Raw genomic sequence first — 15,015 nt, 5'->3', positions numbered from 1 at the left:
GCCCCCGTTCAGAAATCGTACAACTAAAGCATAGCACGCCGCGTCAGGGTGCCAGCGCCTTTGCGCAACGCGTCGAGGTCGAGATGGGCCGCCATGAACTGCGCCGATGCGCCATCCGACCACGGCACCCGGGCGATGCAGGGGGCTTCGAGCATCGCGGCAAGCGTGGCAAAATTCTCCGTGGCGCGCGCTTGGCCAGGGTCGATCTGGTTGGCAACCCAGCCCGCGAGAGCCAGTCCATCCGAGCGGATCGCCTCGGCGCTGAGCAGTGCATGATTGATGCAACCCAGTCGCATCCCGACCACCAGCACCACCGGAAAGCCAAACCGTTGCGCCAGCTCTGCCAGCGTCTGGGTTTCGTTGAGCGGCACCCGCCACCCGCCCGCACCCTCGACCACCAGGAAATCGCAGGCTCGCGCGAGCGTCGGCGCGCAGCGTTCGGCCAGGCCCGCAACATCCAGAGTCAGACCGGATTCGCGCAGCGCGAGGTGTGGTGCAATGGCCGGTCCCAGCGCCACCGGATTGATTTGTTCGTAAGCGAGCGTTTCGGTCATCACCGACGCAAGCAGGCAGGCATCCTCATTGCGCAAACCGTCTGCTGTTTGCTCGGCGCCCGATGCAATCGGCTTGAGACCGACGGTGCGCTTGCCAGCGGCGGCGGCCGCCAGCAGCATGCCCGCCGCCACCAGGGTCTTGCCGACACCGGTATCCGTGCCGGTCACGAAATAGCATTCAGTCATGCGCCTTTTTCAACTCCATCCATACCAGCTGATAGGTCGCGGGAATACCCGCCGGGCCGGCGAAAGGCTGGTAGGCGTGGTGCAACTGTTCCCAGGTGGCGCGCCCTGACAACCCGCCACGACGTCCTCGATTCAGGTTGTGGGCTCCAAGCTGGCGCAACTCGCGCGCCAATGCCCGCACATCGGGGTAGCGCACCAAGTGGTTGCAATGGTGCAATACGAGCACCTCCAGACCGGCCCCGGTTGCGGCATCGGCGATCGCCCGGGTAGTCGCAAAGCGATTGACGTGCACGCTCCGGTCCACGGTGCGCCAGGCGGCGCGCAGTTCCCACAGGGTATCGGCACCCAGGGTACAGATGGCGGCCCGTCCGCCGCACGCGAGCACCCGCGATATCTCGCGCATTGCGCCAGGCAAATCCTCGCACCACTGCAATGCCAGATTGGAGAAAATCACATCCACCGATGCGTCCGCGAGCGGCAACTGCTCGGCATCCGCGCACAAACCCTGCAGTTTTCCACCATGCTGCGCACGGGCCGCACGTACCATTGGCTCCGCAATATCGAGACCGATGGTGCAGGCCGCCGGATATCGCCCGCTCAGCGCGGAAGCGAAATAGCCGGTACCGCTCCCGATATCGAGCACCGTGGCCGGCGCGTTTGCAGGCAGCATGTCCAGCAGTGCCTCGCCGCTCATGCGCTGCAGATGAGCCGCCGCCTCGTAACCGGGCGCCGCACGCCCAAAGGAACGCGCAACATCGGCCTTGTTGCGCTGCTGCGCCTTGTCCTGCTCTCCACGGCCATGCACGAACTCGAGAATACGCGCACCGACCGCCCTGGCGCGCGTAAGGAACGGCGCGTGCGACACACCTTGCGCCAGCCACACGCTCGCGTGCGGCTGCAGTCTCAGGCACTCATTGCCCACCGCGCACGGAACCAGTGCATCGCGCTCGCCGAGGATATGCAGAACCGGTAAATCCAGTTCAGCCAGCACCGCGCGCAGATCCAGTGTTGCCAGCAGGTCCAGCGCGCGCAGCAGATCCTCGCTCCGCGCATTGCGGGCGGCTGAACTGCGCAACTGGCGCAATACTTCGCGTGACTTCTGGTCACCGCGGGCCTGCAATGCCGCGAACCTGCCAAAGCCTGTTACCCGATCACACGCGAAGGCGGCGCGAAACGCCGCGAACTCGATGGGATCCATGGCGTATGGCCAGTCCGTCGCCCGCAGAAAGCGAGGATTGGTCGCGATGGTCACCACTGCACGCAGATGCCCGGGGAAGGCGTGGGCAAACAGCAGCGCGATCGCGCCGCCCAATGACCATCCGACCAGGACGGCGCCTGCCGGTACCCGCTGGCGCAGCCAGTCGATCAGCGACTGCGGATCCACGGGGAACTCCTGCTCGGCTCCAGCCCCGAAACCAGGCAGATCGAGCACACTGACAGGACAATCACCGCCAAGCTCCGCAGCCAGCGCACCCATCACCCGCGCATTGCTGCCCCAGCCGTGCAGCAGCACATAATCCGGTGCCGACACCTGCGCCTGGTGCAACACCTGCCCGGCGACAGCCTTGTCAGGCACGCAGTTCATCGGCGCACCGCATCGAGCGCATCCAGCAAGCGATCGACCTGGGTCGCGCTGTGCGCCGCGCTCAGCGTAATACGCAATCGCGCCGTGTCACGCGGCACCGTGGGCGGCCTGATTGCAGTGACCAGGACCCCGCGCTCGAGCAGCCGCGCCGACCAATCGAGCGCGGTTGCCGAATCGCCCAGCACGATGGGTTGGATCGGGGTTAGGGAAGGTAAAAGCGCCAGGCCGAGCGCGCTCGCTCCGGCACGAAAACGACTCACCAAGCGTGCAAGATGCGTGCGTCGCCAGCTTTCCTCGGCTGCGATACCGAGGCTGGCCAGAGCGGCGGCCGCAATCGCCGGCGGCATTGCCGTGGTGTAGATATAGGTGCGTGCGTGCTGCACCAATGCCTCCACGGCATCCTTGCTCCCAGCCACGAAAGCACCGGCCGTACCGAGGCTCTTGCCCAGCGTAGCCATCAGCAGCGGCACCTGCTGCTGTCCGAGCCCCTGCTTTTCCAGGCTTCCGCCTCCCGCGGCTCCCAGCACACCGAAGCCGTGCGCATCGTCAACGTAGAGCCAGGCTCCGTAGCGGGCGCTCAGTGTGGCAAGTTCGCCCAGTGGTGCCTCGTCACCGTCCATGCTGAAGACGCCGTCGACGGCGACCAGCGAGCGGCGCGCGGAACTGCGTGCAAGACGGCGCTCCAGATCGGCGGCATCCACATGCGCAAAGCGCTGGAAACGCGCGCCGCACAGCAAGCCGCCATCAATCAGCGAAGCGTGGTTCAGGCGATCCTGGAATATCGCATCGTGCTTGCCAAGCAACGCGCCTGCCACACCGATATTCGCGGCATAACCGCTGGAGAACAGCAACGCCCGCTCGCGTCCCGTGAATGCCGCGAGCGCCTCTTCGAGCTCATGATGGATACGGCTGTGACCGCAGACCAGATGCGAAGCGCCACTGCCGGCGCCGTAACGCGCGGCGCCCTCCTGCAGCGCGAAGATCACCCGGGGATCATTGGCCAGCCCAAGGTAATCATTGCTGCAGAATGCGAGGACCGGTTTGCCGTCGAGACGCATCTCGGGGCCGACAGGCGAATCCAGTACCCGTCGCTCGCGGAACAGGCCCGCGCTGCGTCTGGCGGCAATCTCCGCGGGCAGCGTGGCGAACCCGCCGGCGCTCATGGTGCGTGGTCTCAGCGTGCCGCGGCATCGTAGAAGCGCGGCTCCGCCAGCGCGGACGTTCCCGGAATCGCGACATCATCGGCAACCATGGCGTGATGTTCGGGGTGAAGCCCGAGGCGCTGGAACAGCTCGATATCCCGCTGACTCTCCGGGTTCGACGTGGTCAGCAACTTCGCGCCATGGAAAATCGAATTTGCTCCGGCAAAGAAAGCCAGCGCCTGCAGCTCGTCGCTCATGTTTTCACGACCGGCGGACAAACGCACGTGCGAGGCCGGCATCAGGATCCGCGCCACCGCGATGGTGCGCACGAACTCGAGCGGATCCAGCCCGGCGGCATCGGCCAGCGGTGTGCCGGCAACCCGCACCAGCAAGTTTACCGGTACGCTCTCGGGGTGCACCGGGAGGGTCGCGAGCGCGTGGAGCATTCCTGCCCGATCCTCGCGCGCCTCACCCATTCCCACTATGCCACCACTGCAGACCTTCATTCCGGCTTCACGCACATGCGCCAGGGTGTCGAGCCGCTGCTGGAAATTGCGCGTCGTGATGATTTCCCGATAGTACTCGGGCGAGGTGTCGATATTGTGGTTGTAGTAGTCGAGCCCCGCCCGAGCCAGTTCGCGGGCCTGCTCCGCATCGATCATCCCGAGTGTCATGCAGGTCTCCAGGCCAAGCGCCTTGACGCCGCGCACCATCGCGCCGAGCAGCGGCAGATCGCGGTCCTTTGGGGAGCGCCATGCCGCGCCCATGCAAAAGCGCGAGGCGCCGGCAGCCCGTGCCGCCCGCGCCGATTCCAGCACCCTCTCGACTTCCATCAACTGCTCGACATCGAGCCCGGTATCGAAACGCGTGCTCTGCGGACAATAGGCGCAGTCCTCGGGGCATGCGCCGGTCTTGATCGAAAGCAGGGTGCTCACCTGCACCGCCTGCGGATCGAAGAAGCGGCGATGCACAGCGTGGGCCCGAAACAGCAAATCGTTGAATGGCAGCGCAAACAACGCCTCCGCGTCCTGTCGGCTCCAGTCATGACGCAGTGCGCCCGCATCACTTGCATTGCCCATCACTTTGCCCTTATGTTCGCTTTTGACCGGGCCGAAGTTTCGGCCCGCCTCGATGGCTTGTCAACCGGAATGGATTCCAATGGTTTACGAGTTCGGCTGGGTCGATCGCCTGCTGCCAGGCACCTGCATCCTTTGTGGAACCGCTTCAGGGCAGCCGCGGGATCTTTGCACCCCCTGCGCCAACGACCTGCCGTGGAACGAACACGGTTGCCCACGCTGCGCGATGCCGCTGCCAGACGCGCAATCCGCTGCCTGTGGTCACTGCCTGAGCAAAGCGCCGCATTTTGCCGCCTGCGTGGCGGCACTTCGATATACCTACCCGGTGCGGCAGCTGATATCGCGTTTCAAGTTCAACGCGGACCTGGCGAGCGGTCGTCTTCTGTCACAACTGCTGGTGCAGCGCCTCATCACGCTGGGCGCCCCGGCGCCCGGAGAATTTGTCCTGGTGCCCGTGCCACTGCATCCACGCCGGCGCAGCGAGCGGGGTTTCAATCAGGCGGAACGCATTGCGCGGATCGTTGCCCACGGCCTGCGGCAGAATCTGCAGGCAGGATTGGTGGAACGGGTGCGGCAAACACCCGATCAGAAAAATCTGACCGCGGCTGCGCGACGCGCGAATCTGCGTGGCGCGTTTCGCGCCGGTTCCTGCGCGGGCTTGCGTGTGGCCCTGATCGACGACGTCGTTACTACCGGCGCGACCGCCGACGCCATCAGTGCCGCCATGCTCACCGCTGGCGCCCGCGAGGTCCGCGTCTGGTGCCTGGCTCGGGCGATCTAGCGCTCATCCCAAAACTCCGCACGCGACGAACTCTAGTCCCCGATACCCGGAAACAGCAGCGAGCGCAACCAATTGAGAAGCGTGTTATCGCGCAGAAACTCCCGGTCGAGCCTGTCAGACTCCGCATCGAGTGCGTGCGGATCAGCGTAGAAATTGGCCCTGGTCACAAACGGACGATCGGGATCGAGCTGCTTGACCACGCGGGCCGGGTTTCCGGCCACCACGACATTCGCCGGTACATCGTGCGAAACCACCGCGGAAGCGCCGACGATGCTGTTGTCCCCTATGGTCACGCCCTTGAGGACGGTGGCGCGATCGCCAATCCAGACATTGTTGCCAATGCGTATCGGACGCGGCTCGGTGTTGCGCTCGATACGATCGTAGATGCCGTGCCAGTCGGAGTCCGTGATGTAGGCGCCACTCGCGATCATGCAGCTGTCGCCGATCTCGATCAGGTCGCTGGCGCTGATACGCACGCCTGGCGTGATCAGCGCATAGTTCCCGATGCTGATACGCCCTTGTCCCGGCGCGCGCCCCCACACGGCAATCGACACCCGCTTGTCGACATCTCCGATCACGGTTGCGCAATCTCCCAGCGTGATGTTCGGCCCCGCTACCTGCACATACCACGGTTTCATGTAGGTACCGTGCCGGCCGAGGTGTTCGAAACACGGACGCAGGAAATGCTCCGCATACCAGCTGCGATACAGCAGGTATATCCGCTTTACCCAATAAGGCCTGAGATCCTTGCGCATCGCTCTTCCTACCCGCTCCGGTTGTGGTCACAATCGATCAGCTTACACACTACCCGCCATGACCGCGCCATTATCCCGGGAGTCTGGCGCACTTGGCTGTCCGTAGCGGGGCGTGCTTGCTTTTGTCATCCACCACGCGCTCGGATACCCTGTCTTCCCGACCACTGCGTAGCGGAGCAACCGATGTCAGGTGCAAAACGGGTTCGATCGACGAAGCACGGGGATCCGGTGTGGTTGTCGATCCGCGAGTCGACGCAGCGTGCCGCCCGACAGGAACCGATGCTGGCGAGTTTTCTGCACGCGACCATTCTGAATCACGATTCACTCGAAGCATCGCTCAGTTTCCATCTTGCCCAGAATCTCGACAGCCCGACAGCGCCGGCGCTGCTGGTCCGCGAAGTCATCGAACAGGCATTCGCCAGCGATCCGGGCATCGGTTCCGCGATCCGTTGCGACCTGCTGGCGGTGCAACAGCGTGACTCCGCCTGCCCCGACCATGCGGTCGCGTTCCTGTTCTTCAAGGGTTTCCATGCCTTGCAGTCCTATCGCATCGCACACTGGCTGTGGCAGCAGGACCGCCGTCCGCTGGCGCTGTTTCTGCAAAACCGCATGTCCTGCGAGTTCGCGGTGGATATTCACCCCGCCGCCGTCATCGGACGCGGCATACTGCTCGATCACGCAACCGGCGTAGTCATCGGTGAAACTGCCGTGGTCGGCGACAATGTCTCGATGATGCAGTCGGTAACGCTCGGCGGCACCGGCAAGGAGAGCGGCGATCGTCACCCCAAGGTTGCCGATGGGGTGCTGATCGGTGCCGGCGCCAAGATTCTCGGCAATATCCGCATCGGCGAAGGCGCCAAGGTCAGTGCCGGAAGCGTGGTGCTCGCCAACGTCCCGCCGCACACCACGGTGGCCGGCATACCCGCTCGCGTTGTCGGCAAGCCGTGCAGCGAATCACCCTCGCTCGACATGAACCATGCGCTGGCATCCGATATGGAAAATCTCGCTCCGCACGCTGCGCAGGAGCAATGACGGGAAATCGCATCTCGCTCATGGACTGATGTCAGACACGCCAGCGGAGAGCACTGAAGCTCGATCAACCGTGGTAGGCAGGTGACAGCTCGCGCACCGCATCGACCAGCGCGCGCACGCGCTCGGGGTCGATATCGGGAGTGATGCCGTGCCCCAGATTGAAAACATGACCGGCGCCGGGTCCATACGAATCGAGCAGCGCTGCAACTTCGCGGCGAATGCGTTGCGGCGGCGCGCGCAATATCGCCGGATCCATGTTTCCCTGCAGCGCCACGCGACTGCCGGTATGGCGCCGCGCCGCACCCAGGTCCGCGGTCCAGTCGAGTCCGATGCAATCGCAGCCGGTAGCCGCTATATCATCGATCCAGATCCCTCCGCCCTTGGTGAACAGGATCACCGGCACGGCGCCCGCCGGCCCGGCGCGCAAACCCGCCACGATCCGCGCCATGTACTGCAACGAGAACTCGCGGTACGCCGCATGTCCCAGCACGCCGCCCCAGGTATCGAAAATCTGCAATGCGCTCGCACCTGCGATCACCTGCGCCTCGAGGTAGGCGGTCACTGCATCCGCCACGAGCGCCAGCAACCGATGCATGAGCCGCGGTTCCGCAAATGCCAGCGTCTTGATCCGCGCGAAATCACGCGTCGAGCCGCCCTCGACCATATAGGTCGCAAGCGTCCAGGGACTACCCGAAAAGCCGATAAGGGGTACTCGCCCGTCCAGTGCGCGGACGATGGTTCTCACCGCATCCATCACGTAGCCGAGATCGCGTCCGGGATCGAGCACCGGCAATGCATCGATGTCTGCCGCGGTACGCACCGGCTTGCGAAACCGCGGCCCCTCGCCGGCCTCGAAATACAGACCGAGACCCATCGCGTCGGGTACGGTCAGGATATCGGAGAACAGGATTGCGGCATCGAGATCGAATCGCTCCAGCGGTTGCAGAGTGACCTCGCAGGCAAGCTCCGGGTTGCGGAACAGTTCGATGATGCCGCCGGCGCGCGCTCTCGTCTCTCGATACTCGGGCAGATAGCGACCAGCCTGGCGCATGATCCAGACCGGCGTGCGGTCAACGGGTTCGCGGCGCAGTGCGCGCAGGAAGCGGTCATTCTTGATGGCGGGCATGCATTACTCGTGGCATCGTGCAATCGGGCAGGGGTCGCGATTCTACACAGGCAGTCCGTCGCCTACAAACCACCAAGCGCAAGGCCACCCACACATCACGGCGTCAGCGCCTGGCGTATCTCGGCTTGAACCGTATCCGCGCGCCGCACCCAGGGCCGCGCTCTGCGCATGCTTTCGGGAAGTTCTTCGAGCGTGCGTTCGGCGCTGGCCCGATCGCTAAAGTCGCCATGCACCAGGGCATACCATTCGGCGCCGTTGTGCAGCTTGCGAAATTGCCGGAGCGCAAGGCGCTGACGTGCGGCGAATGCGCGGACTTTTGCCTCGTCATCGGAACCCATTATCTGGATCAGGTAGTGGGAACCCTCGAGTCCGAGCAGATACTGTTCATCGGCACTCAACTCGCCACCCGCGCGCATCCCATCGCGATACACGAAACTCTTCTCCGCGACCGCAGGTCGCGCCTCTGGCGCAGACCTGGGCTCGGACGCCAGCGGAACTTCCCGCTCCGCTGCGGAGCCATCCGTCGACGCTCCGGCGTCGCCAGCGGATGTTGCAACCGCCACACTGCCGGCCGGTTCTTCGATAACGGCGGTCTCGCTCGCTTGCGAAGCGACATCCTGGCCTGCGGGAATGTCCACCGCATGCGCGAGCTGCTGATGCAACTCTGTGGTGCCCAGACCATCCCCCGTCTCTGCCGACGGTACCTGCCGGACATCACGTACGGGTTCCTCCGGTGCGATCGTGACCGGCTCCGCAAGTTCCGCAGCACCACGCTCGACCACACCTGACCGGGGGGTCGGATGCGGTTGCGGCTCCTCGTCCAGAGAGCCCCACATGTAAAGCAGCAACAGAGCGAGCAGCGTCGCCGCCACCACGCCGAAGTGCCACAACGGCAGGGACGACAACGGTTGTTCCACCTCGACCACCGCGTCGGTCAGCACCTTGCGCGCCAGGGCATTTATGCGGCCCGGCAAGCCCGCCGACTGCCGATGGATCTCCTCGAATTCACCGGCATTGAACGGTGGCTCCACCTCCAGGCCTGCGGTTTTCAGGCGGTAGTGGATATACGCATAGCTCTCGCCACGATCGAACGGGGTGAGTTCCAGCACGTGCAACTGCGTATCTTCCGGCAACACCTGCTGCAGCGTCTGCTGCCATTGCGGCTCCGCGAACAGGATCAGTCTTGCCCTCGAACCCGTGTGCTGCAGCAGACGCGGCAGCAGCATCAGCGCATCGGCGTGCAAATGCTGCGCGTCGTCGAGCAGAATCCAGCTCTGCAAACCATTCGCATGACGCGCGACAACAGCCTCCTCGAGACTCCCGAGGCCGCCCTCCAGCGTCACTCCCACGATGGATTCGATACCAAAGCCTGCGAGAATCCTGCCCAGCAATCTCTCGGGGCTGTCGAGCAGCGCGGCCTCGACAACGCAAGCCCTGGTATCCGAAGCCGACTGCGCCACGAAATGACGCAACATTGCCGTCTTGCCGGCACCAGCTGCCCCGCAGATCAGCAGCGTGCTGTCGGAATAGCGCGCCAGATGCAGCAGCTGCTCAACCATTTCCTGGCGCGCACCGCCCGGATAAAAAAGCCCGTGCATGCCTCCTTCCGCGAATGGGTCGCGATCCAGGCCATAAAATTCATACCAGTCTTGCATCGTGCTCGCGCGACCCCGCTTATTCAGGACGACGACGCCGCAGCGGCGGCGCGTAGATTATCCCGCAACAATGCCTGCAGTTCCTCGGGCGGAAACTCCGCACTGACCACTGCCTCTCCCAGGGCGCGCAGCAGTACCAGCCGGATGCGACCTGCCGCAACTTTCTTGTCCGCTGCCATCAATTCCAGAAACCGCGAAGGATCGATTCCTGAGGGCGGCTGCACGGGAAGTCCGGTGGCGAGCAGCAACGCCCGCAGCCCCTCGACCTCGGCGGGAGCAATCCAGCCGAGTCGGCTGGAGAATTCTGCTGCCATCAGCATGCCGATCGCCACCGCTTCACCATGCAAATAAACCCCGTACGCGGTTGCCGTCTCGATCGCGTGAGCAAAGGTATGACCAAAATTGAGCAACGCCCGCAGCCCCTCCTCGCGCTCATCGGCGGCCACCACACGGGCCTTGTTTTCGCAGGATCTGCGAATGGCCTGTGCCAGGATCCGCGGGTCGCGCTGCATCAGCACGGCGGAGTGCGCCTGCAGCCAGCGATAGAATCCGAGATCGCCGATCAATCCGTACTTGATCACCTCCGCAACCCCGGCGGCGAATTCACGCGCCGGCAGCGTGGCGAGCGTATCGGTATCGGCAATCACGCAACGCGGCTGGTGGAACGCGCCGATCATGTTCTTGCCGCGCGGATGGTTGACGCCAGTCTTGCCACCCACAGAGGAGTCGACCTGCGCCAGCAACGTCGTGGGCAATTGCAGGAACGATACGCCGCGCTGATAGGTTGCGGCTGCAAAGCCGCTCATATCACCGACCACGCCGCCACCCAGCGCGACCACCGTGGTCCGCCGGTCGCAGCGGGACTCAAGCAACGCATCATAGATGGTTGCGAGCACGTCGAGGGTCTTGTACTGCTCCCCGTCGGGAAGCAGTTTCACCACCGCAACGCGCTCACCCAACGCCGCCTTCACCCGTTCCAGGTAGAGCGGCGCCACTGTGACGTTGCTTACCAGCGCTACCGGTCCGCTGTCGAGATGGCGGCGCAACAGCGCAGCATCACCCAGCAGCCCGCTGCCGATATAGATCGGATAGCCGCGATCGCCGAGATCGACATTGAGTACATCTGCATGCATATGCCGCCCTGCCGGAGTTGAAAGATGGTCATGAAGGATCACGATTGCGGAAGCTTAGCGACCAACGCCGGTTGTCACCAGTGGCAGATGAGCTCGCGTCCCGGTCGAGGCTAAACCAGGCCCTCACGCAGGAACGCAAGTACCTCGTTCACCACCGTTCGCGCACCTCTCGCGTCGGTATGCAGCACCAGGTCGGCGATCTCGCGATACAGCGGATCACGCACCGCCAGCAGGTCCGCAAGCACCCGCTCGCGGTCGCTTGTCCGCAGCAACGGACGCTTGCGATCGCGCCGGGTGCGGTGAAGTTGCTGGTCAACGGAAGTCTCGAGGTACACCACGGTGCCGATGCCGGCCAGCAGGCGCCGGTTCTCCTCGCGCAATATCGCGCCACCACCGGTCGCCAGCACCATGCCATTCTCGTCGGCGAGTTCGTGGATCATGGCGGTTTCCCGCTCACGGAAACCTTCCTCGCCCTCGACATCGAAGATCCACGCGATATTCGCGCCGGTGCGCTCCTCGATGAGGGTGTCGGTATCGCGAAACACGAAGCCAAGCTGTTCGGCGAGGGTGCGGCCTATGGTGCTCTTGCCGGCCCCCATGGGGCCGACGAGCACCACATTACGCGCTTGCAGCATTCTGGATGCGGATATCAGTCCAGCAGACGATCGCTGAGGATCCGCGGCGTGATGAAGATCAGCGTTTCGGTCTTGGTCGTCTTGGTCACGTCCTTGCGGAACAGCCGGCCGATGTACGGAACGTCGCCAAGGAACGGCGTCTTGCTCTCCGAAATGATCTCCTCATTCTTGAATACGCCGCCGAGCACCACGGTTTGACCATTGCCCACCAGAACCTCGGTGTCGAGCTGGGTCGTGTCGATGGTCGGGATCTGCGAGCCGAACTCGCCATTGATGAACTCGCCCACCGAATCCTGGTTGATCAGCAGCGCCATCATCACACGGCCATCGGGGGTGATATGCGGCGTCACATCCAGCCTCAGCACCGCATCCTTGAACTCCACGGTGGTTTCGCCCGAAGCCGACGAGGTCTGGTAGGGAATCTCCGTACCCTGGGAAATCGTGGCCTTCTGCTTGTCTCCCGTGATTATCTTGGGCTGCGACACAATCTCGCCATGTCCGGAAGACTCGAGGGCAGAGAGTTCTGCCTGCAATATCAGGTCATCCGAGGTGAATCCGATCGCAATCGAGCTGGTTCCCGGGCCGCTCACGCCCAGATCGACTGCCAGCGCATCCGGGAAGGTTGCCCCGCCAACCGGCGGAATCTCGTCAAGCGTGTTGCGGCTGCCGCCCACACCGAGCGCACCGCCGTTGAAGTCGTCATTTGTGTAAGCCCCACCCCACTGGATGCCGAGCTCCCTGGAAAAATCCGTCGATGCGATGACGATTCGGGCCTCGATCAGCACCTGACGCACCGGAATATCGACCAGCTTGATCAAGCGGCGCAATTCCTCGAGCTTGTCCGCCGTTTCAGTCACCATCAGCGAGTTGGTACGCTCGTCGACGATCACCTTGCCGCGCGGCGAGAGGATGCTTGCCTCGCGATTCAGCGCATCCTGGCCACCGGTTCCGGTTTGCTGCGAAGCTCCGGTCGCGACATTCTGGTTGCTGCGGTTGCCGAACAGCTTGAACAGTTCCTGAGCATCCGCGTACTTGATCTTGATGAACTCGGTCTGCAGTGGCGAGAGTTCCTCGAGTTGCTTGTTGGTCTCGATCTCCTGCCGCTCACGCTCCGCGATCTCTGCTGCCGGAGCGACCATCAGCACGTTGCCGATCCGGCGCTTGTCGAGCCCCTTGGTCTTGAGGATCAGATCGAGCGCCTGGTCCCACGGCACGTTCTGCAGACGCAGCGTGATGCGCCCAGCCACGGTGTCACTCGCCACCAGGTTGAGATCGGTGAAGTCGGCGATCAGCTGCAGCACCGCGCGGACTTCGATGTCCTGGAAATTCAGCGACAGCTTCTCGCCGACGAACTCGAACTCCTTCTTCTTCGCCTCGGCTTCCTGCTTGGTCAGCGGCTTCACGCTCACCACGTAGCGATTGTCGGCCTGGTAGGCGAGATAATCGTATTCACCGCTCACCTTGATGCCGATCGATGCCTGCGAACCAGACTGGCTGACATCGACGCTCTGCACCGGCGTCGCGAAGTCGACCACATCGTAGCTGCGTTGCAGTTCGGCAGGAACAGTCGTGTCAAAGAACGCCACCTTGATGGTATTGCCCTCGAGACGCACGTCGACGTCCACTTTCGGATCGCTCAACTGGAGTTCCACCTGCCCTTCACCGCTTTCACCGCGACGGAAATTGAAGTCACTTATGCCACCGCGATCAGACTGCATGGCAGTACGGCTGTCCGTCCCGGTAATGCCCTCGCTTCCGGCCTTCAGGTAATCCGGAACTTCCCCGGTTCCAACACTGACGACCAGTTCGTTGCCTTCCACCGATGTTTCGTACGGCGCGACCTGGACCAGGTTCACGATGACCCGCGTACGGCCTCCGGACTCCACGACCACCACGCTCTGGGCATTGTCGAACGAAAGCGTATGCTTTTTCTGCGCAAGCTTGCTCGATACGCCGGCGAGATCCAGAGCAATGCGCGCGGGCTTGTCGATCGTGTAGGCCTGCGGCGAGGGCGGCGTGCCATCGAACTGCATCCGTATCTCGAACTTGCCGCCCGGCAGGGCGTTGAAACCGATATCGGTCATGGAAACCGGCGCGGCCACTGCCTGCAGAGCGGGCAGCAACAACACGAGCAATCCCGCTGTTGCAAACCGGCACTTTCTGCGGACTGCTGCGAAAAGATGACGCGACTTCATAGTTACCCTGTCCATACTGTCTCCGCGCTCTACTGTTCTGTCAGCTTTATCGTGCGCGGGCGTTCAAGCCAACCGCCCACACCACTCGGAACGATCTCGATCACTTCGACCGAGGTTTCGGTTGCCGATACGATCTTGCCGTGATTCTTGCCGAGATAATTACCAACCCTCACCCGGTGCACGCCACCTTCGCCATCCGCGATCAGCACCCACAAGGTGCCCTTCTGGGACAGTGTTCCCACCATCCCGAGCGCCTCGAAATTGAATCGCTCGAGGAACTCTCGCGGCCGCAACAGGTCCGGCTTCACGTCACTGGCTGGCGGCAGCTTCGCCACATCCCGCGCACTCAGCGGAATATCGAAGGGAGCACGCATCGTCTGGGCCGAATAGGTAAAGGAGGTATAAGGCTCGAATACCGGTACGGGTTCGATCGTGCCCCTCGGTCGTGCCTTGACCTCTGCCATATAGGCATCGAGGTCGGAAAAACCGCTGCCACAACCGCCCAGCAGAGCGGCACAGACGGCCAGGCTTGCCGCGCGCTTCATGCCCATCACTCCTCGCCCTTGTATCGATACGTTTTCGCGAGAATCTGCATGCGCAAATCACCCGCATTGCTGCCGGGCGAAATCGTGAAATCATGGAGTGTCACGATGCGTGGCAGGCCGGCAACTCCGCTGGCAAAGCCACCGAAGTCGTGATAGGAGCCGCTGACATTGATCTCTATCGGCAGCTCGACATAGAACTCGGCCGCTCGCTCGCCCTGCAGCGAGATGCTCGCGAAATTCAGGCCCGCCGCAGTACCTTTCTCGGTGATGTCCTCGAGCAGCCCCGGGACTTCGGTATCCTTGGGCAACTGGCCGAGCAGGGCGCCGAACTGCTCTTCCATCTCGGCGAGCTGTGCCCGCAACGCATCGAGGTTGGCAACCTGGAATGCTTTCAGTTCGTACTGCTGCTTGAGCTCGACCTCTTTGGCACGCTCCACTTCGAGTTCGGACTGCAGGTTCTTGAGGTGATAGTTGTAACCGACAAAGCAGACCGTGCAAAAGACGACCAGCCAGACGATGATCTTTACCGCAATCGGCCAGCTGCCGATGTTGTCCAGCGTAAGGTCGCCAAAATCGACCTCGCGCAGCGCCTTGATTGAGTCCGCTAGTGCCATG

General features: G+C 63.2%; 14 protein-coding genes. 2 read left to right on the top strand and 12 right to left on the bottom strand.

What is annotated here, in order from left to right; translation table 11 throughout:
• Positions 1-23: 23 nt before the first annotated feature.
• Genes bioD through bioB form a run of 4 tightly spaced genes read right to left on the bottom strand, consistent with a single transcriptional unit; the run spans position 24 to position 4,546 of the window.
• Complete coding sequence (gene bioD / locus IPF49_11820) at positions 24-740, bottom strand: dethiobiotin synthase (protein MBK6288303.1); 717 nt, start codon at positions 738-740, stop codon at positions 24-26.
• Complete coding sequence (gene bioC, locus IPF49_11815) at positions 733-2,325, bottom strand: malonyl-ACP O-methyltransferase BioC (protein ID MBK6288302.1); 1,593 nt, start codon at positions 2,323-2,325, stop codon at positions 733-735. The genes bioD and bioC overlap by 8 nt, the downstream gene beginning before the upstream one ends.
• Positions 2,322-3,488, bottom strand: coding sequence for an 8-amino-7-oxononanoate synthase (gene bioF / locus IPF49_11810; protein MBK6288301.1), 1,167 nt, complete (start codon positions 3,486-3,488; stop codon positions 2,322-2,324). Before bioF ends, bioC begins: the two co-directional genes overlap by 4 nt.
• 11 nt (positions 3,489-3,499) lie before the next feature.
• Positions 3,500-4,546 (bottom strand): biotin synthase BioB, encoded by a 1,047-nt coding sequence (bioB, locus tag IPF49_11805; GenBank protein ID MBK6288300.1) that lies wholly within the window; start codon positions 4,544-4,546, stop codon positions 3,500-3,502.
• A 79-nt stretch (positions 4,547-4,625) separates the two neighbouring features.
• Here bioB and IPF49_11800 point away from each other — a divergent pair, with 79 nt between their 5' ends.
• Positions 4,626-5,324 carry a ComF family protein gene (locus IPF49_11800; GenBank protein ID MBK6288299.1) on the top strand — a complete coding sequence of 233 codons (699 nt, stop codon included), beginning with the start codon at positions 4,626-4,628 and terminating at the stop codon, positions 5,322-5,324.
• Positions 5,325-5,356: 32 nt separating this feature from the next.
• On the opposite strand, the gene IPF49_11795 is transcribed toward IPF49_11800, so the two are convergent.
• Positions 5,357-6,079, bottom strand: coding sequence for an acyltransferase (locus tag IPF49_11795; GenBank protein MBK6288298.1), 723 nt, complete (start codon positions 6,077-6,079; stop codon positions 5,357-5,359).
• A 183-nt stretch (positions 6,080-6,262) separates the two neighbouring features.
• Here IPF49_11795 and cysE point away from each other — a divergent pair, with 183 nt between their 5' ends.
• A complete protein-coding gene (cysE, locus tag IPF49_11790; GenBank protein ID MBK6288297.1) occupies positions 6,263-7,111 on the top strand; it encodes a serine O-acetyltransferase in 849 nt (282 codons plus the stop codon).
• 64 nt (positions 7,112-7,175) lie between these two features.
• Here the strand turns inward: cysE and hemE are convergent, their stop codons facing one another.
• The 7 genes from hemE to pilO all read right to left on the bottom strand — a co-directional run bounded on the left by hemE (position 7,176) and on the right by pilO (position 15,014).
• Entirely contained in the window at positions 7,176-8,237 is a 1,062-nt protein-coding gene (gene hemE, locus IPF49_11785; GenBank protein ID MBK6288296.1) for a uroporphyrinogen decarboxylase, read from the bottom strand.
• Between the two features lie 95 nt (positions 8,238-8,332).
• Positions 8,333-9,835 (bottom strand): AAA family ATPase, encoded by a 1,503-nt coding sequence (locus IPF49_11780; GenBank protein MBK6288295.1) that lies wholly within the window; start codon positions 9,833-9,835, stop codon positions 8,333-8,335.
• A gap of 80 nt (positions 9,836-9,915) precedes the next feature.
• Positions 9,916-11,025 (bottom strand): 3-dehydroquinate synthase, encoded by a 1,110-nt coding sequence (gene aroB / locus IPF49_11775; protein ID MBK6288294.1) that lies wholly within the window; start codon positions 11,023-11,025, stop codon positions 9,916-9,918.
• 110 nt (positions 11,026-11,135) lie between these two features.
• The gene (gene aroK, locus IPF49_11770) at positions 11,136-11,660 is read right to left on the bottom strand and encodes a shikimate kinase AroK (protein MBK6288293.1); all 525 of its coding nucleotides are present in this window, start codon (positions 11,658-11,660) and stop codon (positions 11,136-11,138) included.
• Between the two features lie 14 nt (positions 11,661-11,674).
• Positions 11,675-13,870 (bottom strand): type IV pilus secretin PilQ, encoded by a 2,196-nt coding sequence (locus IPF49_11765; GenBank protein ID MBK6288292.1) that lies wholly within the window; start codon positions 13,868-13,870, stop codon positions 11,675-11,677.
• Positions 13,871-13,884: 14 nt separating this feature from the next.
• On the bottom strand, positions 13,885-14,406 hold the full coding sequence (locus IPF49_11760; GenBank protein MBK6288291.1) for a pilus assembly protein PilP: 522 nt from the start codon (positions 14,404-14,406) through the stop codon (positions 13,885-13,887).
• Positions 14,406-15,014, bottom strand: coding sequence for a type 4a pilus biogenesis protein PilO (gene pilO / locus IPF49_11755; protein ID MBK6288290.1), 609 nt, complete (start codon positions 15,012-15,014; stop codon positions 14,406-14,408). The genes IPF49_11760 and pilO overlap by 1 nt, the downstream gene beginning before the upstream one ends.
• Between the last annotated feature and the right edge of the window lies 1 nt (position 15,015).

It is taken from the genome of Gammaproteobacteria bacterium, from assembly GCA_016705365.1.
Classification (GTDB): Bacteria; Pseudomonadota; Gammaproteobacteria; order Pseudomonadales; family UBA5518; genus UBA5518.
Note: the sequence above shows the minus strand (reverse complement) of the source record. Positions and strands in the feature narration are given on the sequence as shown.